The 24,439-nt window shown below is 42.2% G+C and carries 23 protein-coding genes and 1 pseudogene; 16 read left to right on the top strand and 8 right to left on the bottom strand.

From position 1 onward, the window contains the following. Nucleotides 1-21 precede the first annotated feature (21 nt). Nucleotides 22-2,994 carry a bifunctional diguanylate cyclase/phosphodiesterase gene (locus tag J5O05_RS03380; protein ID WP_208843596.1) on the top strand — a complete coding sequence of 991 codons (2,973 nt, stop codon included), beginning with the start codon at nt 22-24 and terminating at the stop codon, nt 2,992-2,994. On the opposite strand, the gene J5O05_RS03375 is transcribed toward J5O05_RS03380, so the two are convergent. Further along, nucleotides 2,991-3,320 carry an SUI1 family translation initiation factor gene (locus J5O05_RS03375; RefSeq protein ID WP_208843595.1) on the bottom strand — a complete coding sequence of 110 codons (330 nt, stop codon included), beginning with the start codon at nt 3,318-3,320 and terminating at the stop codon, nt 2,991-2,993. The genes J5O05_RS03380 and J5O05_RS03375 overlap by 4 nt on opposite strands. 140 nt (nt 3,321-3,460) lie before the next feature. On the opposite strand from J5O05_RS03375, the pseudogene J5O05_RS03370 reads away from it, so the two are divergent. From J5O05_RS03370 to J5O05_RS03355, 4 genes and pseudogenes are all read left to right on the top strand, one after another. After that, nucleotides 3,461-3,767, top strand: a pseudogene (locus tag J5O05_RS03370) (STAS domain-containing protein). Between the two features lie 2 nt (nt 3,768-3,769). Beyond that, nucleotides 3,770-5,416, top strand: coding sequence for an ATP-binding SpoIIE family protein phosphatase (locus J5O05_RS03365; RefSeq protein ID WP_208843594.1), 1,647 nt, complete (start codon nt 3,770-3,772; stop codon nt 5,414-5,416). A 60-nt stretch (nt 5,417-5,476) separates the two neighbouring features. Continuing rightward, a complete protein-coding gene (locus tag J5O05_RS03360) occupies nt 5,477-6,142 on the top strand; it encodes a GAF domain-containing protein (RefSeq protein WP_208843593.1) in 666 nt (221 codons plus the stop codon). A 70-nt stretch (nt 6,143-6,212) separates the two neighbouring features. Then, nucleotides 6,213-7,403 carry an amino acid aminotransferase gene (locus J5O05_RS03355; protein ID WP_208843592.1) on the top strand — a complete coding sequence of 397 codons (1,191 nt, stop codon included), beginning with the start codon at nt 6,213-6,215 and terminating at the stop codon, nt 7,401-7,403. Nucleotides 7,404-7,672: 269 nt separating this feature from the next. Here J5O05_RS03355 and J5O05_RS03350 read toward each other — a convergent pair whose 3' ends face one another. After that, nucleotides 7,673-7,966, bottom strand: coding sequence for a YebG family protein (locus J5O05_RS03350; protein ID WP_208843591.1), 294 nt, complete (start codon nt 7,964-7,966; stop codon nt 7,673-7,675). 182 nt (nt 7,967-8,148) lie between these two features. On the opposite strand from J5O05_RS03350, the gene J5O05_RS03345 reads away from it, so the two are divergent. Then, on the top strand, nt 8,149-8,454 hold the full coding sequence (locus tag J5O05_RS03345) for a ComEA family DNA-binding protein (RefSeq protein WP_208843590.1): 306 nt from the start codon (nt 8,149-8,151) through the stop codon (nt 8,452-8,454). 17 nt (nt 8,455-8,471) lie between these two features. On the opposite strand, the gene J5O05_RS03340 is transcribed toward J5O05_RS03345, so the two are convergent. Both J5O05_RS03340 and dsbB read right to left on the bottom strand, forming a co-directional pair. Continuing rightward, nucleotides 8,472-8,768 (bottom strand): DUF6170 family protein, encoded by a 297-nt coding sequence (locus tag J5O05_RS03340; RefSeq protein WP_208843589.1) that lies wholly within the window; start codon nt 8,766-8,768, stop codon nt 8,472-8,474. Then, nucleotides 8,769-9,290, bottom strand: coding sequence for a disulfide bond formation protein DsbB (gene dsbB, locus J5O05_RS03335; RefSeq protein WP_208843588.1), 522 nt, complete (start codon nt 9,288-9,290; stop codon nt 8,769-8,771). 216 nt (nt 9,291-9,506) lie between these two features. Between dsbB and fadR the strand changes: the two genes are divergently transcribed. Together fadR and J5O05_RS03325 are read left to right on the top strand one after the other, a co-directional pair. After that, nucleotides 9,507-10,223: a fatty acid metabolism transcriptional regulator FadR gene (fadR, locus tag J5O05_RS03330; RefSeq protein ID WP_208843587.1), complete on the top strand. Its 717-nt coding sequence runs from the start codon at nt 9,507-9,509 to the stop codon at nt 10,221-10,223. Between the two features lie 293 nt (nt 10,224-10,516). Beyond that, entirely contained in the window at nt 10,517-11,122 is a 606-nt protein-coding gene (locus J5O05_RS03325) for a peroxiredoxin C (RefSeq protein WP_208843586.1), read from the top strand. 254 nt (nt 11,123-11,376) lie between these two features. On the opposite strand, the gene J5O05_RS03320 is transcribed toward J5O05_RS03325, so the two are convergent. The 3 genes from J5O05_RS03320 to smrB all read right to left on the bottom strand — a co-directional run bounded on the left by J5O05_RS03320 (nt 11,377) and on the right by smrB (nt 13,287). Next, on the bottom strand, nt 11,377-11,628 hold the full coding sequence (locus J5O05_RS03320) for a hypothetical protein (protein ID WP_208843585.1): 252 nt from the start codon (nt 11,626-11,628) through the stop codon (nt 11,377-11,379). A 229-nt stretch (nt 11,629-11,857) separates the two neighbouring features. After that, nucleotides 11,858-12,655, bottom strand: coding sequence for a response regulator (locus J5O05_RS03315; RefSeq protein WP_208843584.1), 798 nt, complete (start codon nt 12,653-12,655; stop codon nt 11,858-11,860). Nucleotides 12,656-12,738: 83 nt separating this feature from the next. Beyond that, on the bottom strand, nt 12,739-13,287 hold the full coding sequence (smrB, locus tag J5O05_RS03310; RefSeq protein WP_208843583.1) for an endonuclease SmrB: 549 nt from the start codon (nt 13,285-13,287) through the stop codon (nt 12,739-12,741). 88 nt (nt 13,288-13,375) lie between these two features. On the opposite strand from smrB, the gene prmB reads away from it, so the two are divergent. From prmB to J5O05_RS03270, 8 genes are all read left to right on the top strand, one after another. Next, on the top strand, nt 13,376-14,311 hold the full coding sequence (gene prmB, locus J5O05_RS03305) for a 50S ribosomal protein L3 N(5)-glutamine methyltransferase (protein ID WP_208843582.1): 936 nt from the start codon (nt 13,376-13,378) through the stop codon (nt 14,309-14,311). Between the two features lie 76 nt (nt 14,312-14,387). Further along, entirely contained in the window at nt 14,388-15,485 is a 1,098-nt protein-coding gene (aroC, locus tag J5O05_RS03300) for a chorismate synthase (RefSeq protein ID WP_208843581.1), read from the top strand. A 307-nt stretch (nt 15,486-15,792) separates the two neighbouring features. After that, on the top strand, nt 15,793-16,494 hold the full coding sequence (locus tag J5O05_RS03295) for a SapC family protein (RefSeq protein ID WP_208843580.1): 702 nt from the start codon (nt 15,793-15,795) through the stop codon (nt 16,492-16,494). 202 nt (nt 16,495-16,696) lie between these two features. Next, nucleotides 16,697-17,716, top strand: coding sequence for an isoaspartyl peptidase/L-asparaginase family protein (locus tag J5O05_RS03290; RefSeq protein WP_208843579.1), 1,020 nt, complete (start codon nt 16,697-16,699; stop codon nt 17,714-17,716). Between the two features lie 82 nt (nt 17,717-17,798). Beyond that, nucleotides 17,799-18,227: a CBS domain-containing protein gene (locus tag J5O05_RS03285; protein ID WP_208843578.1), complete on the top strand. Its 429-nt coding sequence runs from the start codon at nt 17,799-17,801 to the stop codon at nt 18,225-18,227. Nucleotides 18,228-18,315: 88 nt separating this feature from the next. Then, nucleotides 18,316-22,203 (top strand): ATP-dependent RNA helicase HrpA, encoded by a 3,888-nt coding sequence (gene hrpA / locus J5O05_RS03280; protein WP_208843577.1) that lies wholly within the window; start codon nt 18,316-18,318, stop codon nt 22,201-22,203. A gap of 258 nt (nt 22,204-22,461) precedes the next feature. Further along, entirely contained in the window at nt 22,462-22,857 is a 396-nt protein-coding gene (locus tag J5O05_RS03275) for a response regulator (RefSeq protein WP_372588612.1), read from the top strand. 9 nt (nt 22,858-22,866) lie between these two features. Further along, nucleotides 22,867-23,157 carry a PilZ domain-containing protein gene (locus J5O05_RS03270; protein ID WP_208843576.1) on the top strand — a complete coding sequence of 97 codons (291 nt, stop codon included), beginning with the start codon at nt 22,867-22,869 and terminating at the stop codon, nt 23,155-23,157. Between the two features lie 50 nt (nt 23,158-23,207). Here the strand turns inward: J5O05_RS03270 and J5O05_RS03265 are convergent, their stop codons facing one another. Beyond that, nucleotides 23,208-24,398 carry a class I SAM-dependent methyltransferase gene (locus J5O05_RS03265; protein WP_208843575.1) on the bottom strand — a complete coding sequence of 397 codons (1,191 nt, stop codon included), beginning with the start codon at nt 24,396-24,398 and terminating at the stop codon, nt 23,208-23,210. Nucleotides 24,399-24,439: the final 41 nt, after the last annotated feature.

Here is a 24,439-nt window from a genome sequence, read left to right as displayed (position 1 = left end):
AATTACTAAAAGGGTTTAACTGTGGGGAATAGACGCCCGCCTTCACGATTTGCGGCCAATTCACTCAGCATGAAGTTGACATTACTTATTTCGGCGATTTGTTTATTCGCGGGATTGTGTGCAGCTGCGTTTATGCTCAAGTCGGAAGAAAAACTCATCGTTTTTGAAGAGTTTAAGTTGTTGAAGCGCAGTAGTGCGCAAATTGTTGATCAGTTTCAATACTATTTGCAAAGTAAGACAAATGTAGCTGAACAAGCGAATGCAGTTGTAACAAAGCAGCTCTTTAGCGACAGCTCAAATCTCGCAAATCACAGTGTATATATTCTCTCAAATACGCCTGAAGGGAAGATAAGCACGTCTCAAAATGGATTGTCTGCGGCATTCGTTCCCCGTGATGTTCCTATTGAAGATGACCATTTGCTGACACAATCGGAGTCATTATGGAATGTGTTAGCCCCCACGTTACTACAAGATTTTGCCAATTTTTATCTTTATACCGAAGACGGCTTTTCTCGTGTTGCACCTCCGAATATTTTATTGCAAGGCGGACAACAACACCGATTTTTACAACATCAAGATTTGAATATTATTAAAGATATAGCCAATCCAACTCGAGAAGCCGTATGGAGTGATGTGCATTTTGACGAGATTTGGAAAAAATGGGTAGTCAGTATTTTGGTTCCAATTTATCTGCAAAATGAGTTTGTAGGAATGACAGGTGCTGATATCGCTCTCGACCAGCTATTAAAGCATCTCCCTCTATCAGGCAATGATTACGGGCTGGTTATTTTTGACAATAATGGGAAAGTACTCGCCTCTCCAGAATTGCACAAATCACTTACTGATACATCGTTGATGACGCAACGTAAACTACCTGCAGAGTTACAAGCACTCGTAATGGAAACCGTTGAAAAGCCTTTGATGGAACGAGAAGCCAATTTTTCAGCCGCAGACGAAGAATACATTATCAATATTCGAATGTTGAAGCAGCTCAATTGGTTTGTTGGCATCTATAAAAAGCGTTCTGCGGTGCTCGCCTCGCTAGACGTCATCAAATACAAATTCTTCGGTTTGTTTATCCTCTATGCGTTATTTGTCGCGATGCTGCTACATCAAACGCTCTATCAGCTCGTGCTGGGCCGCATCAATGCACTTGTTGATGCGATTTCTGGTTTTGGCAAAGGGCAATTCCAAGTGTTGAACAATTTGCCAACCAATGACGATGAAATCGGTATGCTCAACGAGTCCATCAAAGATATGGCGACCGAGATCGGCAAGTTAATTGACGGGTTGAATGTCCGAATTGTCGAGAAAGAAGATGCCGAAAAAGAAGCAAATCGGTTTCTTAAAGCGGTTGCGGCATCGGGTACTGGCGTTGTGCTAACCGATGCACATTTTGACATTAACTACGTTAATCCAAAGATGATGGAAATGACAGGCTTTGAAGCGGAGCACTTTTTGGGTTCGCCGCTTTTGACAATTATTTCTAGAGAAATGGCTATTCTTGTTGACGATATTGATATCGACCTTCGGAGTCGCAACTCATGGAGAGGTGACACGGTTTTACAGGGTAAGGACAATAAACCTATTTGGGTGTCGTTAAGCGTCTCACCAATTCGAGAGGATGGTGGGAAAATTACTAGTTATGTCGCATCTGCTCAAGATATTTCCTTTGTAAAAGAAAGCCAACGTAAAATGGAAGAGCTTGCTTACTTTGATACGTTAACGGGCCTCGCGAATCGAACTTTCTTCAGAATGCAGTTGCGGAAGTCGATGGCACTAGCGCAGCGTGGTCATTATGCTTTTGCTTTGTTTTACTTTGATTTGGACGAGTTTAAGCGGATCAACGATACGCTGGGTCACGACGCAGGTGACAGGTTGCTTATCGAAGTTGCGGATCGTCTAAAACGTAGGTTGAGAGCGGAAGACACGATTGCACGACTCGGAGGCGATGAGTTTGCCGTGCTGTTAAGCGGAATTGAGCAGCGCGACCATGCCATGGATGTTGCACACACTATCCAGCAAACTTTGAGTAAGCCAATTATGCTTGGGAATAATGAAGTGATTGTTAGTGCCAGTATCGGCATTACGATGGCTCCGTTTGACAGTCAGGAAGAAGAGCAACTGTTAAAGCATGCTGACTTGGCGATGTACGAAGCGAAAGCTAAAGGTAAGAATACCTTCCATTTTTACAGTAAAGAGCTAGATGCTGCGGCAAATGAACGTCTTTACATTGAGAATGAGCTGCGAATCGGCATCAAGGAAAAGCAGTTCCATTTGCATTATCAACCGCAAGTTGATTGCCGTACAAATCGTATTGTGGGCTACGAAGCGTTGATACGATGGACGCATCCGGATGAAGGCAACATCCCGCCGGTAAAATTTATACCTATTGCAGAAGCGACGGGTTTAATTGTTGAAATAGGCGCTTGGGTACTTGAAGAGGCCTGTCAATTCGCTAACCGTATGCTGAAATTGGGTCGTGCAGCGAACATTTCGATTAACCTTTCCGCTCGTCAATTCAAAGATGCTCAGCTGATAGAAACACTTGCCGATATTTTGAAACGAACTCAATTACCTGCAGAATATCTGCATCTTGAACTTACAGAAAGTATGTTGATGGGCGATGTTAAAGCCGCAATCAATCAACTTCATCAAATCAAAGAATTGGGTGTCGCTTTGTCAATTGATGACTTTGGTACTGGTTATTCTTCATTGAGCTATTTGAAACGATTCCCCGTTGATATTCTTAAGGTCGACCGCTCTTTTGTAAAAGACATTCCTGAAGACCTTAATGATATGGAAATTACAGCGGCGATTATTGCGATGGCGCAAAAACTTAACTTAAAGGTTGTCGCAGAAGGGGTGGAAACAAAGGCGCAGATGGAATTTTTACAGCGTAACAATTGTTACATTGTGCAAGGTTATTATTACAGTGCGCCTGTAGCGGAACAAGATCTCTCTCTGGTTGAAGATAAATTGGCGGGAGATTAGCCTCCTGCCAGTTTCACTTTGAAACCAAGCCCTTCGAGTAAACCTTTCAGTTTGTCTCGGTCATCGCCCTGAATTTCAATCAGGCCTTCTTTTATGGCGCCGCCTTGGCCCATTTTGCTTTTAAGTGTCTTGGCAATTTGCTTCAAGTCATGTTTGGCAGGATCTATCCCGACGACAAGCATTATTCCTTTACCTTTACGTCCTTTTGTTTGACGTTCAATGCGGATGAACCCATCTTTAAATAGCTTGATCTCAGGTGTGTCAACTTCTTCAGGTTGTTTGATGCGTCCCATATCAGTTGAATAAACGAGGCGAGAGTCAGACATTATTGTCTCCAATCAAATAACGATATCTTTATCATACCAAAATTTAAGAAACTGATTTTTTATTTTTGGCTAAAAGTAAGAAACGAATTATATTTAAGTGAGTTAACGGATTTTAATACATGCTTTAACGGGAGTCTTTAATGAGTTTGAGTACTAGTGCATCGTCGGATGGTAAAACACTGACAATCCAAATTCGCGGTAAATTTGATTTTAATTTGGTGCAATCATTCAGACAGGCCTACGCAGAGCTTCGCTCTGGCACGGAAAAAGGTTGTTATTGATTTGCGTGAAACAGACTATATGGACAGCTCGGCTTTGGGTATGTTGCTCAATATGAAAAAGACATTGGGTGAAAGCGTTTCATCTATCCATATAACAAACTGTCGACCGCAACTTAAGAAAATTCTACAAATATCGCGTTTTGATAAAAAATTCGAAATCGACTGAACATGCGTATTTTAGTGGTTGATGATCAACCGTTAAATTGCACGTTACTTCGCGCAATGTTGGAACAACAACGGTATGACGTTGTTGTTGCGACGAATGGTCGTGAAGCGGTTGAAATTGTCGAAAATGATCAAATTGACATCGTGTTACTAGATGTCATGATGCCAATAATGGACGGTTTTGAAGCTGCACCTCTAATCAAAAAACTGGCAGGCGAAGTTTATCTACCAATCATTTTTATTACAGCACTTGAGGACCACGCTAGTTTTGAGAAATGCCTTGCCGTGGGCGGTGATGATTTTATACATAAGCCATTCGACAGAATTATTCTTAGCGCAAAGATAAAAGCACATGCCCGTACTCGGAAATTAAGCCAAGAAACGAACGAGCAAAAGAAAGTGCTTGAATATCACTATAATCAAGTAGAACGAGAGCATGAAATCGTAGAGCACATTTTTAAGAATGCGCTAAACGAACAGGGTGCTTATCCAGAACACGTTGACTTTCATTTATCTCCAGCCTCAATGTTTAATGGCGACATGTTCTTACTGGCAAAAAGTCCAATGGGTGGGCTTTATTGCATGCTGGGTGACTTCACCGGTCATGGCCTGGCCGCTGCTGTTGGGGCCTTACCTGCATCTCGCGTCTTTTACACCATGGTCAATAAAGGTATGTCGATAAGTGATATCGCATATGAGATGAACGCATTGCTTTATAATCTGTTGCCTGGTCATATGTTTTGCGCCGCAACGATCATTGAATTGAGTGAATCGGGTAAAAGTTTGTCACTGTGGTTAGGTGGATTACCAGATGCTTATTTGATAGAGCACGATGGAACGCTGGTCCGAACTATTGAATCCCAGCATATGGCCATGGGAATTTTAAGTGAAAGTGAATTCGAACGAAACTTGCTTCATTTGGAAGTTTCTCCGTCAATGCGTATTCTCATCGCGACGGACGGTGTAATCGAAACCGAAAACAATGTAGGGGAGTTTTACGGTGATGAACGTTTAAAAGCGCTCATTAAGTCAAAAAACTCTATATCTACAGCGGATATTGTTGATTCGGTAAGAGCGTTTTCCTGTTCGGAATTGCAACAAGATGACTTAAGCATTTCGATATTAAACTGTTTACCTTTCCCAACAAGAGAAGACAGCGAGGTTAACTATTCACAACTGCCATTTAATTTAAGTCTGTCATTAAATGCGGCACAAATGCGAAGCACTGACCCCGTACTTGAGTTAGTTGATATGTTATCTCAAGTCGACGGGCTTGAAGCCCATAGGTCAAATTTCTTTTTGCTACTTTCAGAAGCATACAATAATGCACTTGACCATGGTGTTTTGGGGTTGGATTCATCAATTAAGGACAAAGAAGATGGATTCTGGGAATTCTATAGCCTTAGAGCTGACGCGTTGAAGGATCTTAGCGAAGCAAAAATTGTTATTTCTGTTCGTTACGATCCTGAAAAACTATCCGTTGTTTTTACGCTTTGCGATTCGGGTACTGGCTTTGAGCAAAGTTGCGGCGATATACAGAATATGGGTCGAGAGCACGGTCGAGGAGTAGGCTTGTTAAGGGAAATTGCAGACCAAGTTAACTACAACCAGTCTGGAAACGAAATAGAGATGATATATTCACTGAAATAGGCTTTTCAGCTATTCAATCAAATGCTAGTCTACCTCCAAATTAGCAGTTTGGACGTCCAAATGATTTCAACCTACATAAGTAACGCTAAAATAAATATCGATGTTAAATCTGTTGAACTCGCGCTCGACGCATTAAATCAGTTTCTTGCAGAGCCAAGTAATAATCAAGCACCAGTATGGACTTATCGTATACCTGAATTAGGTGAGGGTGGGGCATGTAGCTTATTTGGTGCATTACAGGATGAACCATTTTCACTTGAGTCAGAGCTTCCAAAGGATAAAGATAACAACGATGCGCTTGCGGACCTTCAAAAGATTGTCTTTTTCATTGAACAAAAAACAAACGTAGATTGGTTTGGAATCTATCAAGCGCGAAGTACATCCGAAGGCCCCCAATTACTTAAATTGGCTTATTTAGGCGCCCCAAGTCGGCCATTATTTCCGCTTACACCTGAATTTGCTCAAATAAGTAATAACGTTCAGGTTGGTTTGAGTGGGAAAGCTCGTATAATCAACGATGTAGCAACCTATGTAGCTTCGGGTGGTGAATATTACACCTGTGACCCTAAAGTCAGTGCTGAAGTATGTTTACCATTATTTAATGAAGAACAACAGTGTATCGGAATTATCGACGCAGAAGCATTTCAAACAGAATTTTTTACTGACGCAATGATGGCATTCTTCGTCGCGGTATGCATTAAAATTCCTCATTATTTACCGCGTTAAAGCTTGTCGAATTAAGAAATTTTTATGTTAAGATTAAACCCGAATTTAACCCCTAAGAAAGAGATTTAGCATGTTCTCAGCACTCAAACCGTTACCGACAGATCCAATCCTCGGCCTTATGGCTGCTTTCAAGCAAGATACTAACCCAAATAAGATTGATTTGGGTGTGGGCGTTTATAAAGATGAACAAGGTAATACGCCAGTATTGAGAGCCGTGAAAAAGGCAGAAGCATTTCGTTTAGAAAATGAAACAACCAAGTCTTACATCGGTCTTGCTGGTAATTTAGATTTTTGTCAAAAAATGGAATCGTTACTGCTAGGTGAACATAAAGCACTACTTGCCAATCGCGTTCGTACAGCTCAAACGCCAGGTGGTACGGGGTCTTTGCGTGTTGCTGCTGAGTTTATTAAACGTTGTAATACCAATGCGACCGTATGGGTGACTACGCCGACTTGGGCAAACCACATCAGTTTGTTCGAAGCTGCAGGTCTTGGTGTTAAAGAATATCCTTATTATGACTATGAAAACAAAGATCTTTTGTTTAATGAAATGATTGATACTTTGAAGTCAGTTTCAAAGGGTGATGTAGTATTGATTCATGCTTGCTGCCACAACCCAAGCGGAATGGATTTGAATGCTGAACAGTGGGAAGTATTTGCGGAGTTAGCTAAAGACGTCGGCTTTACGGTACTTGTTGATATTGCCTATCAAGGTTTTGGTACTAGTTTAGATGCTGATGCCGCAGGCTTGAGATTATTGGCAGACACTGTTGATGAATTAATCATCTGCTCATCTTGTTCAAAGAATTTTGGTTTGTACCGTGAACGCGTTGGTGCATGTTCAATTATCAGTGAAAATGCTGCAACGGCAGATGTTTCTAATTCAGTATTGCTAAGCGTTGTTCGTAGTATTTACTCAATGCCACCTGCGCACGGTGCGGATATTGTTGCGACAATTTTGGGTAGTAACGAACTGACTCAAGAGTGGCATCAGGAGCTAGATGAGATGCGTGGTCGTATCAACGAATTCCGTGGTTTGATTAAAACACGTTTAGCGGAAGCCGGTGTTGAACAAGATTTCTCGTTCATCGAGCGTCAACATGGTATGTTCTCATTCTTAGGTTTGAATAAAGAACAAATTGAAAGATTAAAAACGGAATACGCAATCTATATGGTTGGTTCAAGCCGTGTAAACGTTGCAGGTATTAGCCATGGCAACATGGATTATTTCGTCAATGCAATGGTTAACGTTCTAAAATAGAACGACATTTATCCTGTGAAGGCCGCGCGATTTAGTGCGGCTTTTTTGTTTAGATAGGATGGTAGATTTTTTGTGAAGCATGCTGAATTTACGACGGTATTGGTGTTTAAAAGTTGACACGGGAAACGTAAAAATGCACAAGCTCAATAAGATATAAGAGAGATGCTGGCGCTGCGAAAAAGGTGGTTAAAGGCTTAGCTCAAATGCTTTAGGTAATGACCTCAAACAAGATGCAAAGCCTATCATCGGAAAGATACACCGGAGACGAATTAACCTGCCTGCTTATTCAATTCAGTTACTTTTGCAGAGGATTTCGCTGGTTTTTTCTCTACCGGTACACTGCCTTTAAGCACTGAAGAAAATTCTTCTTTGCGTTTTGCAATTTCGAGGGCAAGTGACTCCACTTGTTGTTCGCTTAAAGGAACGTCTACTTTCTGGAGCAGGGTTTCTAATGACTCAGCAATATCCAACATTTTATCGTAGGCATCAGCCTCTTTTTTGCTGGTGAATGTCATACGTTCTACTCCGTCTCTTTCAACCACATATTTGATTACAACAGCCATAATCGCCCTCAATTGAATACTGTTTTTTTATACAGTAAATCTAACTGTGATTTTTTGCAAGTCCTCATGGTATTTTTTCATCTAAATTTCATCTTTCAGCTTTGACAGAGAGCAAATATTTATCTTTTATTACAAAGCTCAGGAGAGCAATAGTTGGTTTATATACCCAAGGAGGAATAGAAATGAACCTAATTAAAGTTATTTCCCTAATTTTTATACTAAGTGCTTTACAACCTTTGTTTCCTGTAGAAGCGAATGAACAGGAGATGGTTTCGGACTCATCGCAAATGCAGCCGCTCAAAATAAATCTTAATACAGCAGATCTCACCATGTTGACACAGTTGCCGGGTATCGGTGAGAAAAAAGCACAGGCGATTTTGGACAAGCGTCTTGAGCTTGGTGAATTTAATAATTTAGATGATTTACTTTTAGTGAAAGGAATAGGGCCGAAACTGGTCGATAAACTAAGAGGAGTTGTTGAACTGTAAAAAAGCAGAAAAGGGCATTAGCCCTTTTCAAAAATCTCAATGGCTTTATCAAAGTGATTTCGAGCAAACCAAATTTCAATGGGCACAGTCAGAATCGGGTAAAGTAGCCCAGCAACAAGTAAGATAGGTAAAAGTGACCAACCTTGAAAATAGGAGAGGGAGACAAATACTGGTGTAAGCAATAGCAATTTGCACACTCTCATGATCACTTTTTGTTTTACATCCATTACTGACAATGCGATGGATAAAATCGTTTGTCGCTCTGTAACTTTGTAATTTTCGAGTTTTGTAACTCGTTTCAACGTAAATGGCACTCACTTAGCCTTTTTTAGATTAAAAAGATGAAACCCAAGCACAGCAATAAACAGGGCACTGTAGAAAGCAAAAAGGATCTCCATCCAGCCAGGCATGCTCAGACCTACAAACATCCAATCAATGTTTCCGCAATCACCCGTTGCGGCAAAAAAGTTAGGCAGCCATTCATGCAATGGCATGAATTCTGGGAAATTTGGGAATCTGTCACACGTGAATGCAAAAGGGTCGTCTGTGTTTTGCATCGCGATATGCTCACGAGCTATTTGAAAACCCCAAATACTGGAAATACCCCATGTAGCGAACCCGACGATTCTGCAACCTAGGTTATCTGGATTGACTGCGCCAAGTAATCCCGCAGCTAATAAACCCAGTACCGCTGTGCGCTGATAGATACACATAATACAGGGTTCAAGCCCCATTCCATATTGGAAATAGAGTGCACAGCACTCGAGTAAAAATGCCGTTAAAGCGAGTATCAACCAAGCTTTACGTTCGTAGGGAAGGGTTTTTAGCCAAGCCATAAAATCACTCTCATTTTTTGAGGCTTATTATGTGCGATGGACCTAAAAGATAGCAACCCTTTTGAGGCTACTCACCTATATGTCGGTTTTGTTGCAAATATTTGCATAAGTTCTTTATATCTTAATAACTTTGCTTGTTAGTTCAGGATCATCTGGTACAATCAGTGGATTGTAAGTGATCAAATTACACTTTAGTCGCAAGTGAGTGGACGTTAGATGAGAATTTTCAAAGCGAAAAGCCCAGCTGGATTTGCTGAGGAGTATATAGTTGAATCTATCTGGAATGGTGAATTTCCGCCTGGTTCTATTCTACCTGCAGAGCGTGAACTCTCTGAACTTATCGGCGTAACTCGCACGACTTTAAGAGAAGTACTTCAACGTTTGGCACGAGATGGCTGGTTGACTATCCAACATGGAAAACCAACGCGTGTAAATAACTTCTGGGAAACTTCGGGTTTAAACATTCTCGAAACTTTAGCACGTCTAGATGAAGACAGAATGCCAGAACTGACTGATCAGCTACTTTCTGCACGTACCAACATTAGTGCTATTTATACTCGCGCGACGATTAAATTGAATTCGCAAGCAGTAGTTGAAATCTTAGGTAAACATGCTGATGTAGAAGACACTGCAGAGGCGTATGCAGATTTTGACTATCAAGTACACCACAACCTAGCAATCGCAGGTAATAATAAAATCTACGTATTGATTTTAAATGGTTTTAAAGGTCTGTATTCCAAAATTGGTTGTCACTACTTCGCGGATACACGCACGCGCCAACTAGCACGTGAATTCTATACGGATTTAATGGGGCTTGCCGAGCGCGGCGAACATGACGGCGCTATTTCACTGATGCGTAAATACGGTCATCGAAGTGGTGAAATTTGGCAGCAGATCCGCAGTGACTTGCCAAGCGACATCATGGACAATTAATTAAACGGCGCAACTTGCGCCGTTTTTGTTTTAAAACAATGACTTTGATTGTTTTGTTTTCCTATCCATAGCTTGCGTTCTATTTCTTTATTTTGAGTAAGATTCACCCAATTGTTAAGGTCATCGATTTTATCAATTGCAGTCATCGAATAATTCGATTGTTCTTTTAGTAGTTGTCTCAATAAACTAGGCAAAAATTTGTCGTGGCGACTTGAATTTATCTTCAAAGCCACCATATTTCTAACATCGCCATTTTGGCATTTGGATCTAAACCTAACTAATTGGAGAAAACAATGGGTGTATTAGTAGGCCGTCAGGCACCAGATTTTACTGCTGCAGCTGTACTAGGTAACGGCGAAATCGTAGATAGCTACAACCTTCACGCAAATATCAAAGGTAAGAAAGCGGTTATTTTCTTCTACCCACTTGATTTCACTTTCGTTTGTCCTTCTGAACTTATTGCTTTTGATAAGCGTTACGAAGAGTTCCAAAAACGTGGTGTTGAAGTAATCGGTGTTTCAATCGATTCTCAATTCTCTCACAACGCATGGCGTAACACTCCAGTAAACGAAGGCGGTATCGGTCCAGTTAAATACGCTCTAGTTGCTGACGTTAAACACGAAATCTGTAAAGCATACGACGTTGAGCACCCAGAAGCTGGTGTTGCTTTCCGTGGTTCTTTCCTAATTGATGAAGAAGGTAACGTACGTCACCAAGTAGTTAACGACCTTCCATTAGGCCGTAACATTGACGAAATGCTACGTATGGTTGATGCACTTGCATTCCACAGCGAGCACGGTGAAGTTTGCCCAGCTGGTTGGACTGAAGGTAAAGCAGGTATGGATGCAAGCCCAGCGGGTGTTGCTAAGTTCCTATCTGAAAATACAGATCAGCTATAATTCAGTTTTCCTAAGAGTGCGCTTGCGCTCTTTGCTAAGCTAAATAAGAAGCCCGTGCACGTTGAGTTCGCGGGTTTTTTTATTTCATGCCCGTACAGTTTTGTTTTCTGTGTAATCGAATTTAGGTGCAGTGGTGGCAACAACTTAACTCCACCACTGACTCAACGATTTCAATCCTACAATCCCAAAGTAAACACTGAACATACTGACGATCGGCAATGCTAGGATACTGAGTAAAATGAGTTCGTTATCCATTACTTTTGCTCTCCCTTTGCATCTTCTTTCAACTGTTCAACATGGCTTGAAGCTTGTTGAATTTGTTGTTCAACGGCTTTTTGCAAGTTCGCTTTTGCTTCGATGCTTATATGTTGAATGTTTTCCTGTATCGAACTAACTAATAAACTACTTAAGTCAGAGAGTAGTTCTGTACTGGCCGTATTCGCTTGCGCACTGACACTCATGCCAAATAAACAACTTGCTGCGATTAATTTAGTTACTGGGTTCATGATGATCTCCTTGGTTTAATCATTTAGTCGCAGTAACTATTACAAAGGTTGTGCCAAGCTTTTAAAAAAATTTAACTGCATGAAATATAAAGATAAAAAAATTAATGAAGGAATGGGAAAATGAACACGTGGTGAATTTGACGAATTGTTTTTAATTATTTGACTAAAAAGTGGTTTTTTTAAAAGTTGATGAGTTGCTCATGCAAAAACACGAGCAACGTTGAGTTTTTTACTGTTCAAGCAATTGAAATAAGAGTCTTTTTACAGTTTCAGGTTCAAAAGGCTTGTCACACAATGCATTGACTCCTGATTGTGAAACTGTAGCAAGATGCGCATCGTTGGCCTCAGACGTCACCATCATCACTGGGATATGGCTATGCCTATCACTTGCTCGAATTCTTTCCGTGAGTTCTTGTCCGTTGACTTCCGGCATATTGAAATCGGTAACGATTAAATCAAAAAGCTGTTCTTCAAGAATAGCGAGCGCCTCAGCGCCATCCTCAGCTTCAGTGATATATTGAGCACCTAAATTTGTTAAAACGCGTCGAATGTGATTACGAGCTAAACGTGAGTCATCTACGAGCAATATTCGAATATCTTGGACATCATACAGCTCAAGTTGAAGCTCTTGAGGCGCGAGTATATCTAGAGTGGCATTTATCGCTTTACCCAAATGCGCTTTTGTAAATGGCTTTGGTAAAATTGCAACAACACCAGATTGTTTAAATATTTCCAGTTGTTCTCGGCGCGTTTCACTTGAAACCAACATGAACGGGATCTGATGCCATAGCTCATGAGCTTTAAGTGTTGATAGCAATTCTGTTGCTGAACCATCAGGCATGTGCAAGCTACTAACGATCAAATCAGGTGTACGTTGTTCAAGAGCTTCCAATGTAGATGCGATGCTGTCTGCGAAGTCAATGTTGAAAATGCCTTCACCATTGAGTTCTTTAACGATAACTTTACGCTGAGTGAGAGAAGGTTCGATAAGCAATAAAAAGAGATCTTCGGGTGAGATGTGATCCATAGCAATCCTGAACAACAAGGGTAAATTTTCGGGCGCAATATATACAAAATTGCAGGAATGCGCCACTACTCGTTTACAATTCGTTATCTAAACGGGGGTTGTTCAGGCAAGTCGATAAGGATCAGAACCGCACCTCGGCCACCGTACTCGAGCGGAGCTTGGTGCATGGCTAGGACGTCGGGATGTTGGACCAAATATTGCGGAACTTTATGTTTTAAGACGCGTTCCCCAATGCCGTGTACGATACAAGCACAATAATAGTGATGACGTTTGCAGGCATGTATTAGTGCGGCAAGCTCACGTTTTGCTGATTCTTTATTCAGACCATGTAAATCTAAAATCAGTTCGGGCGCAATATCACCACGACGCAACTGTTTTGCGAGATATCGGTCCGCACCTTCTCTGACAAAGTTAATGGTGGCGTTGGTATCGATGTCTGGGATGTAATCATCAGAAAAATAGAACTCAGCGGCATGCTGGCGTTCTTGTTCTTCAACAACGTTGCCTTGAAATCGGACTGCATTACGTTTGAATTGCACCGTATCTTGCTTGATTTTCTTAACGCCATCTACGGCATCGCGAAAAAGCGAAAATTCGTCTTCAAACTCAGGGGATAAATCTTTCTCATTCATGTCGTCATTGTAATGAAAAAAACCGTAAAAACCTAGCGCAAAACGCGATACACTATAGGTAATAATGAAAAGCAAATCGAGGACCGCTATGAGCGAATTCCAATTAAATGAAGCTCAAGAGCAAGAAGCGCTGACTGAATTACTGACAATTCAAGATTGGCTGCGCTGGACAGCATCTCAATTTACCAGCCATGGTATTTTTTTCGGTCATGGTACTGACAATGCGTGGGATGAGGCGGTGAGCCTTGTATTACCCATTTTAAACTTACCCATTGATGCACCAAAAGAGATAACCTCAGCACGTATTACAACGACAGAGAAACAGCGTTTATTGTCTTATATCCGTGAGCGTATCGAAAATCGCACACCGGTCGCCTATTTAACAAACCAAGCGTGGTTTGCAGGATTACCTTTTTACGTTGATGAGCGCGTGCTAGTACCGCGTTCACCTTTTGCAGAATTGATCGATAAGAAATTCAGTCCATGGTTAGAAGCGCCTCAGAGTGTCACACGAGTTCTCGATATGTGTACGGGCTCTGGTTGCATCGCTATTGCACTGGCCCATGCTTTCCCTGAAGCGCAAGTCGACGCTGTAGACATTTCATTTGAAGCGCTTGCGGTTGCGGAAACGAACATCAATGAATATTTGATGCTTGATCGTGTTTATGCGATTCAATCGGATGTCTTTAGTGGACTACCTGGTCAAAAGTACGATTTAATCGTCGCGAACCCGCCGTATGTAGATGAAGAAGATATCGCTGACATGCCTGAAGAGTTCCATCATGAGCCAATGCTCGGACTTGCTTCAGGTTCAGACGGTCTTGATGTAACCCGCAAAATACTCCAAGAAGCCGCGCTTCATTTGAATGACGGCGGTTTACTGTTTGTCGAAGTGGGTAATTCTATGATACATATGGAGGAAGAATTCCCAGGAGCGCCGTTCAGTTGGATTGAATTTGAACGAGGCGGCCTAGGTGTGTTCGTGATAACAAAAGAAGACTTATTGTCTTATTTTAACGACTAATCTCCATCGCCATGTAATCCATTTGCGGGTGATTGAGACCAGTCACTCGCAATCAGATAGTGGAATGAGGATAACGATGGCGGGCAACAGTATCGGTCAACTTTTTAAAGTGACCACATTCGGAGAAAGTCATGGTGTGGCTCTGGGTGGCGTCGTTGATGGCGTACCTGCAGGCTTAACTATTTCTGAGTCCGATCTTCAAATTGACTTGGATAGACGAAAACCAGGTCAAAGTCGATATACCACTCAACGCCGAGAAGGCGATGAAGTCAAAATTCTTTCTGGTGTTTTTGAAGGAAAAACCACTGGTACATCAATTGGTTTATTGATTGAAAACACAGATCAGCGTTCTCAAGATTATTCGCAAATCAAAGAAGTGTTTAGACCAGGGCATGGTGACTACGCCTATTGGCATAAATACGGTCATCGTGATTACCGAGGTGGTGGTCGCAGCTCTGCTCGTGAAACGGCAATTCGTGTTGCCGCGGGCGCAATCGCTAAGAAATACCTTAAAGATACCCATGGTATTGAAATCCATGGTTGTTTATCACAACTTGGTCCGATTAAAGCAGAAGTGTTTGATTGGAGTTTGGTTGAAACCAATCCCTTTTTCTTTCCTGATGCATCGAAATTAGATGCGCTTGATGAATATATGCGAGATCTCAAGAAACAAGGCGACTCCGTTGGAGCAAAAGTTACTGTTGTAGCAAAAGGGGTTCCAGTTGGATTAGGTGAACCTGTGTTTGATCGCCTAGACGCGGAACTTGCTCATAGCCTAATGAGCATCAATGCAGTTAAAGGCGTTGAAATTGGCGACGGTTTTGATGTGGTAACTCAAAATGGTTCGACGCATCGAGATGAACTGACGCCTGAAGGGTTTACATCTAATCATGCAGGCGGCATTTTAGCCGGTATTTCAACAGGCCAAGACATTATTGCGAGTATTGCGTTGAAGCCAACATCGAGCATCACTATTTCTGGTAAAAGTATCAACATCCACAATGAAGCTGTGGATATGATAACAAAAGGGCGGCATGACCCGTGTGTAGGGATTAGGGCCGTGCCAATTGCCGAAGCGATGATGGCAATTACCTTGATGGATCACTTGTTGCGTCAACGTGGGCAAAATCCGCATGTTGATGTTCCTGCGCCGCCGATTGCTGCGACACGATAATTAGAATAGGCGCGTAGAATCGACCCAAATTGGATTATGGCGGTGTAGGTTCGCAACCGAGTCGAATTTTTACTCGCAGTATGGTGAGGTTTTAGCCACTATTTTCGTGCTGATTTACAAAAATGCCCGTAGTTTAGCGGGCATTTTGTATTTCGATGTAGAATTCGCTGTCATTTAGGGTCACGTTTCAGCAACTTAAGGGCTTCAAGCCGATTGTAAGAAAATTTTCCCTTTCTTTTTTATATCAAAACCGATAGCCTTAGGGCCACATAAGTAATAAACACGTAAAAATAAATGGAGTAGTACCATGGCGGAGCAACAAGTGCAGCCTTTACAAGCCCAAAAGCATGCCAACATCAAAATCAAGAACGGCATCAATATCGAATTCTTAAAGAGCCAACACATCGTTCCTGTTGTTGCACATGAATTCGCTCGCGCGGCTAACGAATTTCCACTGGCTTTTGTTAAAAATAACGAAAATGGTCAATTCCAAGCAGTAGCACTATTCGGCCTAGAGCCAGGTGAAAACCTATTTGTTGCTGAAGACAAATGGACTGCGGGTTATGTACCAATGGCACTAACTCGTTACCCATTAGGTCTAGTTAAACACCCAGAAGAAGATTCATTTGGCGTTGTAATCGACGAAGCGAGCAGCCTAGTTAACGAAGAAGAAGGCAACGCGCTGTTCGAAAATGGTGCAGAGACAGAATACCTAACTCGCCGCAAAGAAGGTCTTGTATCTTATGTTGAGTTTGGTCGCGTAACAGAAGCATTCACAGCTTACCTAGCAGAGAAAGAATTGCTTTCACAGCAAACGTTAACTGTTGAGATCAACGGCGAAAAACGCGATATCAACGGTATCTACCTAATTGACGAGCGTAAAATTGCAGAGCTTAGCGATGCAGATTTCCTAGAGTTACGTAAACGTGGCTACCTAGCGCCAATTTACGCGTTCTTAACGTCAACACACCAAGTTGCTCGTTTAGCACGTTTGAAAGCTCAAAAGTAATCACTTTTTAGCATTAAGAAGCCTCGATTTTATCGGGGCTTTTTTGTTTCTATAAACAGATAATTCGTAAGTTCGTTTTTTCCTGTCCTCAGTGCTTGTTTATCGCAATCGCTTGCCTTTTTGATAACGAGTTGTCACTTTGATCTCGCAAATTCAATGTATCAGTCGCATATATTTTGACTCGGATAAAATTGGGGAACTCATGAAAAAAATAATTGGCGTGCTTTGTACACTCTTTATGCCTTTATCAGCTTTGGCGCAAACGCCAATAGCTATCGCCATTCACGGTGGGGCGGGAACAATAGAAAGGGCTAAATTTACCGAAGAGCAAGAACTTGCCTATCGAAAAACGCTCACTCAAGCGGTTGAAAAAGGCTATCAAATACTGGACGCAGGTGGCGAAAGTCTCGATGCAATTTCGGCTGCCATCATGGTTCTAGAGGAGTCTCCTTACTTTAATGCCGGTAAAGGAGCTGTGTACACCTTTGATGGTGAACATGAACTGGATGCCTCTATCATGGATGGACGTACACGTGAAGCTGGCGCCGTTGCTGGAGTCAAACATATCGAACATCCTATTCAACTTGCACGAAAAGTAATGTCGGAATCAGTGCACGTTATGTTGAGCGGCGAAGGTGCAGAGCAATTCGCTAAAGCACACGGATTTGAATTGATAGACAACAAAGTATTTGATACCGAGTCGAGGTACAAAGCACTTTTAAAAGCAAAAGAATCGTTGGAGAAAGCGAAGTCAGACGTTAAATCTTATCAAGCCGCGCATCAAGCTTTGCCTATAGCTTACAAAATGGGTACGGTCGGTGCGGTTGCGTTGGATAAATTTGGCAACTTAGCTGCGGGCACATCCACTGGTGGAATGACAGCGAAGCGGTTTGGTCGCATTGGCGACTCGCCGGTGATTGGTGCGGGTACTTTTGCCGATAACCATTCTTGTGCGGTGTCTGCAACGGGTCATGGTGAGTATTTCATTCGCTACAGTGTTGCTTCCGATATTTGTGCACGAGTTGCATATCAAAAGAAATCAATCGAACAAGCCGGAAATGAAGTCATTCACGATGTTTTAGCACCAATTGGTGGAACAGGGGGAGTCATTATCGTTGACCCACAAGGCAACATAAGCATGCCCTTTAATACACCCGGTATGTACCGAGCAAGTAAAAGCAGTCAATCACCAACTTATGTCGCGATTTTTAAAGACGAATAGCTCGAAAAATGCGCAAACTTTAAGGTTGCCAGCTACTATTTAAGAGAATAGCGCTGGCAAACAACAAAAAGGAGCGACAGCTATGCAATCGATCAAGGTAAAAGATTATCTTAATCATCGCCCTGTGACTTTTACTGATGGTATGCGAATTGAACAAGCGGTAGAGAAGTTACTGCAAAGTGGGCAGTCAGGGGGGCCTGTAGTGGATTCTGCTCATAAAGTCATTGGGTTCCTATCTGAGCAAGACTGTATCAAAAAAATGCTTGAGGCGACCTATCAAAATGAGTCACATAGCATGGTGAGTGATGTCATGACCAAAAACCCACTGTGTGTTCGACCAGACGAAAGTGTATTACTTGTTGCTGAGCGCATGACGTCGGAAAAACCGAAGCTCTATCCAGTTGTTGACGACGATGGACGTCTACTGGGGGTCTTGAGTCGCGCTAATGTCCTTCGTGCAATAGATAAACATTTACATTGTAACTATGAGTCTGGACACCGTTTTGTTTAGCGGTTGTTAAGTTTTACGATAACGTATGATTAATTGAGACAGTTTGCTAAAATAGCAGGAATTTTTGACTTTCCTTAGAGGGTGAGTGGTGAGCGGAGTTTCGCTAAAAAGAGCAGTAGCAAGCTGTCTAAACAAGGATAAATTCATTTTCAAGAAGCGCATTCAAGGTGCAGAGCGCATTGAAGATGAAGCCAAACGCAAAAATGTATTGGAAAAAATAGAATTAGACATTCTTAAAAGCCAAGAAGTGTGTGCTGCCAGACGCGCTGCCTTACCTAAAATTACCTACCCCGAAGCATTACCGGTCAGTCAAAAGAAAGATGACATAAAAGAGGCGATTGCAAACCATCAAGTGGTTATTGTTGCTGGCGAAACTGGTTCAGGTAAAACCACGCAGCTGCCCAAAATCTGTCTCGAACTTGGGCGTGGAGTCAATGGTTATATTGGTCATACTCAGCCTCGTCGACTCGCGGCAAGAAGTGTTGCGCAACGTATTGCTGAAGAATTAGAGTGCGAATTGGGGCAAAGCGTCGGTTTTAAAATTCGCTTTAGCGACAACGTTTCAGATACGACACATGTTAAGTTGATGACAGATGGTATTTTACTTGCTGAAATTCAACAAGACCGTTTTCTTAATCAATACGATACAATCATAATCGATGAAGCGCACGAACGCAGTCTAAACATCGACTTTATACTTGGTTATCTGAAAAACTTACTGCCAAAGCGTCCGGATTTAAAAGTGATCATCACGTCTGCGACGATTGACCCTGAACGCTTTTCTAAACACTTTAATAATGCGCCTATTATTGAGGTTTCAGGGCGTACATATCCTGTGGATGTACGTTACCGACCTCTTACCGATATCGACACGACAAGCGCAGATTCGGAAAATGACTTGCTACAAGGCATTTTTGACGCGGTAGATGAATTGTGTGCGGAAGGACCGGGCGACATTCTTATCTTCATGAACGGTGAGCGTGAGATTCGAGATACGGCAGACGCGCTGAGTAAACGCAATTTGAAAGGTGTTGAAATACTTCCTTTGTATGCTCGGCTTTCTAATAGTGAACAGAATCGAATCTTTGCTGCCCATAGTCAGCGTCGTATCGTTTTGTCAACGAACGTAGCTGAAACATCGTTGACGGTGCCGGGGATCCGTTATGTAATTGACCCTGGTACCGCACGTATTAGCCGATATAGTTATCGCACAAAGGTGCAGAGGCTTCCTATCGAAGCCATTTCTAGAGCAAGTGCGGACCAACGAAAGGGGCGCTGTGGTCGTGTCGCGGCGGGTGTATGCATTCGCTTATATTCTGAAGACGATTTCAATGGCCGGCCACAGTTTACAGACCCAGAAATTCTGCGTACCAATCTTGCCTCTGTTATTTTGCAAATGTTGTCGCTGGGACTTGGTGAATTAACCAAGTTTCCATTTGTGCAAGCGCCAGATAGCCGTAACATTACCGATGGTATGTTGCTCCTTGAAGAACTTGAAGCGATTAAGCAGGGTAAAGACAAATTCTCGGTTTCTTTAACCGATATGGGTCGCTCATTAAGTCGTTTGCCTATTGACCCTCGTTTAGCACGTATGGTGTTAAGTGCGAACACGCTTGGCGTGCTTAAAGAGGTCATAGTGATTGTTGCGGCTCTGTCTATCCAAGACCCAAGAGAACGCCCCCAAGAAAGACAGGGAGCTGCAACAGAAAAGCATGCGCGATTTGACGATCCAGATTCAGATTTTATTGCGTTTCTAAATCTGTGGAGCTACTTAGAATCCCAGCAAGAAGCCCTAACGCGCAACCAGTTTAGAAAAATGTGTCAACAGGATTTTCTGGCGTATATGCGTGTTCGTGAGTGGCAAGATATCGTATATCAAGTCTCGACCATCTGTGAAGAAATGGGGTTCAAGCTTAATGAGCAACCTGCTGATTACCAACGAATTCACCAAGCCTTACTAAGTGGCCTGTTAACGCAAGTTGGTTTCAAAGATGAAAAACAACATTATAAAGGCACTCGAAATAGCCAGTTTCATATTTTCCCAGGCTCCAGCTTATTTAAGAAGTCACCTAAATGGGTGATGTCTGCGGAGCTGGTTGAAACGAGTAAATTGTATGCTCGAATGAATGCGCGTATTAATGTTGAATGGATAGTGCCACTTGCACAACATTTAGTTAAAAAAAGCTATAGCGAACCACATTGGGAAAAGAAACAAGGCGCGGTTATAGCGTTTGAACAGCAAACGCTATTTGGCTTGATCCTCGTTGCAAGAAAAAGAACCGTATACAGTCAAATCGATGTAACACTTTGTCGAGAACTATTTATCCGTGAGGCTCTGGTTAATCAAGAGTTGGGGTCAAATGAAGACTTTCTAGCTCATAATCAAAACTTAGTAGAAGAAATCCACAAGTTAGAAAATAAAGCCCGTCGCCGCGATATTTTGGTAGACGAGGATGAACTCTTTACTTTCTACGATGAACGTATACCAGCTGATGTGAATACACGAGTCGCGTTCATTAAATGGTATAAAGGTGTTAAACAAAAGCAGCCCAATCTACTGAAAATGGACCTCGCAATGCTCATGCAGCACGGCGCAGAAGATATAACGGCTTTGTCTTACCCTGATGTGTGGCAGCAAGGTAATTTAATGTTGCCGCTTCAATATCATTTTGAACCGGGTAAAGCACTTGATGGGGTGGCTGTATCTATACCTATCGCACTTTTGAATCAGGTAGAAGACATAGGCTTCGATTGGCACATTCCTGCACTTCGACATGAACTCGTGTGTGCATTGATTAAATCGTTGCCAAAATCGTTACGTCGTAATTTTGTACCTGCACCGAATTATGCGGACGCCGTGTTGGCGTCGATAACACCTATGCAAGGTAAATTTATCGACGCAATTACCACGCGATTGCATCGAATGACTGGAGTTACAGTGCCTGAAGATGCATGGGATCTAGGTACGTTGGATGCTCATCTACGTATTCAATTTGAAGTTGTTGATGAAAAAGGTACCGTGCTTGCGCATGGAAATGATATTGCAGGCCTTAAAAATAAATTACAGCATAAAGTAAGTGACACGCTATCTCGTGTGGCGGAACCGGGTATTGAAAAGCAGGGGATCACCGATTGGCAGTTTGGTGAAATACCTGCTGAATACAGCCAAAAGCAGGGCTTGTATGAGGTTAAAGCTTATGTCGCGTTAGTGGATAAAAAAGATTCAGCGGCAATAGAGCTATTTGATAATCCGCTTAAAGCAGGGCAGGCGCATCGTTTAGGGCTTCGTCGTCTTGTGCTTTTAAATATTCCATCGCCAATAAAGTACTTACAACAACATCTACCGAATAAAGCAAAGCTTGGTCTGTATTTTAATCCGTTTGGCAAAGTACAAGATCTAATCGATGACTGCATCGCCGCAGGGGTAGATAAATTGCTATCCAAATATGACGAGATCAGAGACGAGTCGACGTTCAACCAAGCTAAAGAGCAGATCCGTGGTGAATTAGGTGATGTTGTGGTTGATGTCGCAATGAAAGTTGAGCAAGTGCTGAGTATTGCCCATGCAATCAACAAACGTATGAAAGGCAAAGTAGATTTAACAATGATCACGGCGCATGGTGACATCAAATCTCAGTTGGAGCGCTTGATATTTAAGGGATTTGTAAGTGCTCATGGTGCGGATAAACTTACGGACTTGCTGAGATATTTTAAAGCTATTGAAAAGCGATTAGAGAAACTGCCTGTCGACCCTAATAAAGATAGATTGTGTGTTTTGGAATTGGATAAGGTCGCTGAGGGCTATAAAGCACTAATCGCCAAGTTGCCGCCTGGAATGCCTATACCTGAATCAGTCTCAGAGATATTTTGGATGCAAGAGGAATTAAGGGTGTCACTATTTGCACAAACTTTGGGGACAGCGTACCCTATATCAGCAAAACGGATCCAAAATGCCATCAAAGATGTGGTGATTTAACCCTTGAATAGTGATGTGAACTTCCGCGATTTGTTGAGTGTCATACAGCAATATTAGGTTCACAATTCAAGGTGGTTTGACTTCGGATGCGTCTTTTGCTGGCGGGGATTTTCGCAGTTTAGTAAAAGGACCGCATGGGCAAGATTGTTTTTAAAAGGAATTTAGTTGGCGGAACATTTTTGGCTAAAAAATGTGCTTGCTTTTTAGGCTCAGACCTATAATTTATTAATGAGGATGAAATTGGGATTGGAAAAGGAAATGGCAACAGCTATGCCGTCGCAGAAATCAAAAGGAAAAGTGCCACACATTTTGGTCGTTGATGATGAGTACTTCAATTTTGAAATGTTATCAGCTGCGTTGGCGGACGGTTTTGAGTTAAGTTATGCAAATTCGGGTAAAAGTTGCCTTTCAAGTGCAATTGCAAATCCACCCGATGCGATTCTGCTTGACGTGTGTATGCCTGGATTAGATGGTTATGACACCTGCCGTATGCTAAAAAACACGCCAGAAACTAAAGACATTCCAGTCGTAATGGTTTCAGGACTCGAATCAGAACAAGAACAACGTGCTGGATTTGAAGCTGGATGCGATGCCTATGTGGTAAAACCCTTCTCGATGCAATCTTTATTAGAAAAAATTAAAAAGGTCGTATAGGAGTGAGCCATGATACACGAAGACAAACGCCGCTTTATGCGCATGAACGTTAATACGCAAGCGACGATTACGGTACTTGACACAGGACAAAAGCTTCAAGCGCATTGTCAGGATTTAAGTGCGACAGGTATGTCGCTCTTAGTCTCAGACCCCGTTGAAGTAAATGCAATGCTCGAGGTGTATATTGACTCATCAGGTAGCACAACACCGCCACTAAGTGCTCACGCAAGAGTTTTGAGAGTAACACAAGAAGGTGATGGGGAATATATTGTGGGTGTTGAAATCACCAAGTTCAATTAAGTATCGCCATCGTAATTCAAGTAAATAAAAAAGGAGCCGTAGCTCCTTTTTTAATAGACTTTACAAATCAGTCCTTTTAAATAGAACCCTTCAGGGTAGTTACCTGCAATCGGATGGTCCGCAGCTTGGTTTAAACGTTCCATTATCAATAACTCTTTCCCCGCATCAAGCGCTGCATCCGCTACTACTTTCTGGAATAGGTTTTGGTCCATCAATCCAGAGCATGAGAACGTTAGTAACGTGCCCCCTGGCTTCAAAATTTGCATTGCAACCATATTAATGTCTTTGTAGCCGCGACACGCGCCGGTTAACTGGGCTTTACTCTCCGCAAACTTTGGCGGGTCCATAACAATCGTATCGAACAAACGGCCTTCCTCGCGATATTGACGTAATAACTTAAAGACGTCTTGCTTGACAAAATCGACTCGGCTGAGGTCAAGGTTATTATGTTCTACGTTACGTTTCGCAATAGCTAGCGCTTGTTCTGAAACGTCAACATTCGTTACGTGCTTGCAACCACCTCTAAGCGCATAGAGTGAAAAAGTGCCCGTATAACAAAAGCAATTTAAAACGTCTTTGTCTTTTGAAAAACGTTCCAGTGCAGCGCGACTGTCACGTTGATCTAAATAAAAGCCCGTTTTGTGGCCGTTTTCGATATCGACCTCAATGTTCAATCCGTTCTCTTGAATTATGATAGGCGCTGAAGGTAAGCTGCCGTGTAATGGTCCTGTTACTTTGTCTAAACCTTCCTTTTTACGGACGTCGACGTCAGAGCGCTCGTATACAACACAATCTGGAAATATACGTCTTAATGCTTCAACGATGTTTGCTTTGAAACGTTCCGCACCTGCACTCAATAATTGACAAACGATGACATTCTGGAACTTATCGATTGTGATACCAGGTAAACCATCGGACTCTGCAGCACTGAGACGAAATCCTGTTAAGCCACCTTCTTCTATGACATATTGACGCGCATCAAGAGCTTGCTTGAATTTTCGTTCGAAGAAATCGGTATCAATAGATTCGTTTTGGTTAAACGTCCAGATCCTTGCACGGATTTGAGACTCTGGGCTATAAGCCGCAGTCGCAAGGTATTGTCCATCGTTACTATAGATTTCTACGGTGTCACCAATGCCTGGTTTACCTTTCACTTTTTTTATCGCTTTTGAGAACACCCATGGATGTTTGCGTTTGAGTGATTTTTCACGGCCAGGTTCAAGATAAATAGCGTAAGACATAGATACACCTAAAGAATAAAATTGCACGCATTGTAGTTAAG

This window comes from Pseudoalteromonas xiamenensis (assembly GCF_017638925.1).
GTDB lineage: Bacteria > Pseudomonadota > Gammaproteobacteria > Enterobacterales > Alteromonadaceae > Pseudoalteromonas > Pseudoalteromonas xiamenensis.
Note: the sequence above shows the minus strand (reverse complement) of the source record. Positions and strands in the feature narration are given on the sequence as shown.

Bases quoted from the DNA above. Each gene is read 5' to 3' on its own strand.
- J5O05_RS03375 (WP_208843595.1), bottom strand. From the start codon at position 3,320: ATGTCTGACTCTCGCCTCGTTTATTCAACTGATATGGGACGCATCAAA.
- J5O05_RS03365 (WP_208843594.1), top strand. From the start codon at position 3,770: ATGCGTATTTTAGTGGTTGATGATCAACCGTTAAATTGCACGTTACTT.
- J5O05_RS03360 (WP_208843593.1), top strand. From the start codon at position 5,477: ATGATTTCAACCTACATAAGTAACGCTAAAATAAATATCGATGTTAAA.
- J5O05_RS03355 (WP_208843592.1), top strand. From the start codon at position 6,213: ATGTTCTCAGCACTCAAACCGTTACCGACAGATCCAATCCTCGGCCTT.
- J5O05_RS03350 (WP_208843591.1), bottom strand. From the start codon at position 7,966: ATGGCTGTTGTAATCAAATATGTGGTTGAAAGAGACGGAGTAGAACGT.
- J5O05_RS03345 (WP_208843590.1), top strand. From the start codon at position 8,149: ATGAACCTAATTAAAGTTATTTCCCTAATTTTTATACTAAGTGCTTTA.
- dsbB (WP_208843588.1), bottom strand. From the start codon at position 9,290: ATGGCTTGGCTAAAAACCCTTCCCTACGAACGTAAAGCTTGGTTGATA.
- fadR (WP_208843587.1), top strand. From the start codon at position 9,507: ATGAGAATTTTCAAAGCGAAAAGCCCAGCTGGATTTGCTGAGGAGTAT.
- J5O05_RS03325 (WP_208843586.1), top strand. From the start codon at position 10,517: ATGGGTGTATTAGTAGGCCGTCAGGCACCAGATTTTACTGCTGCAGCT.
- J5O05_RS03320 (WP_208843585.1), bottom strand. From the start codon at position 11,628: ATGAACCCAGTAACTAAATTAATCGCAGCAAGTTGTTTATTTGGCATG.
- J5O05_RS03315 (WP_208843584.1), bottom strand. From the start codon at position 12,655: ATGGATCACATCTCACCCGAAGATCTCTTTTTATTGCTTATCGAACCT.
- smrB (WP_208843583.1), bottom strand. From the start codon at position 13,287: ATGAATGAGAAAGATTTATCCCCTGAGTTTGAAGACGAATTTTCGCTT.
- prmB (WP_208843582.1), top strand. From the start codon at position 13,376: ATGAGCGAATTCCAATTAAATGAAGCTCAAGAGCAAGAAGCGCTGACT.
- aroC (WP_208843581.1), top strand. From the start codon at position 14,388: ATGGCGGGCAACAGTATCGGTCAACTTTTTAAAGTGACCACATTCGGA.
- J5O05_RS03295 (WP_208843580.1), top strand. From the start codon at position 15,793: ATGGCGGAGCAACAAGTGCAGCCTTTACAAGCCCAAAAGCATGCCAAC.
- J5O05_RS03290 (WP_208843579.1), top strand. From the start codon at position 16,697: ATGAAAAAAATAATTGGCGTGCTTTGTACACTCTTTATGCCTTTATCA.
- J5O05_RS03285 (WP_208843578.1), top strand. From the start codon at position 17,799: ATGCAATCGATCAAGGTAAAAGATTATCTTAATCATCGCCCTGTGACT.
- J5O05_RS03275 (WP_372588612.1), top strand. From the start codon at position 22,462: ATGGCAACAGCTATGCCGTCGCAGAAATCAAAAGGAAAAGTGCCACAC.
- J5O05_RS03270 (WP_208843576.1), top strand. From the start codon at position 22,867: ATGATACACGAAGACAAACGCCGCTTTATGCGCATGAACGTTAATACG.
- J5O05_RS03265 (WP_208843575.1), bottom strand. From the start codon at position 24,398: ATGTCTTACGCTATTTATCTTGAACCTGGCCGTGAAAAATCACTCAAA.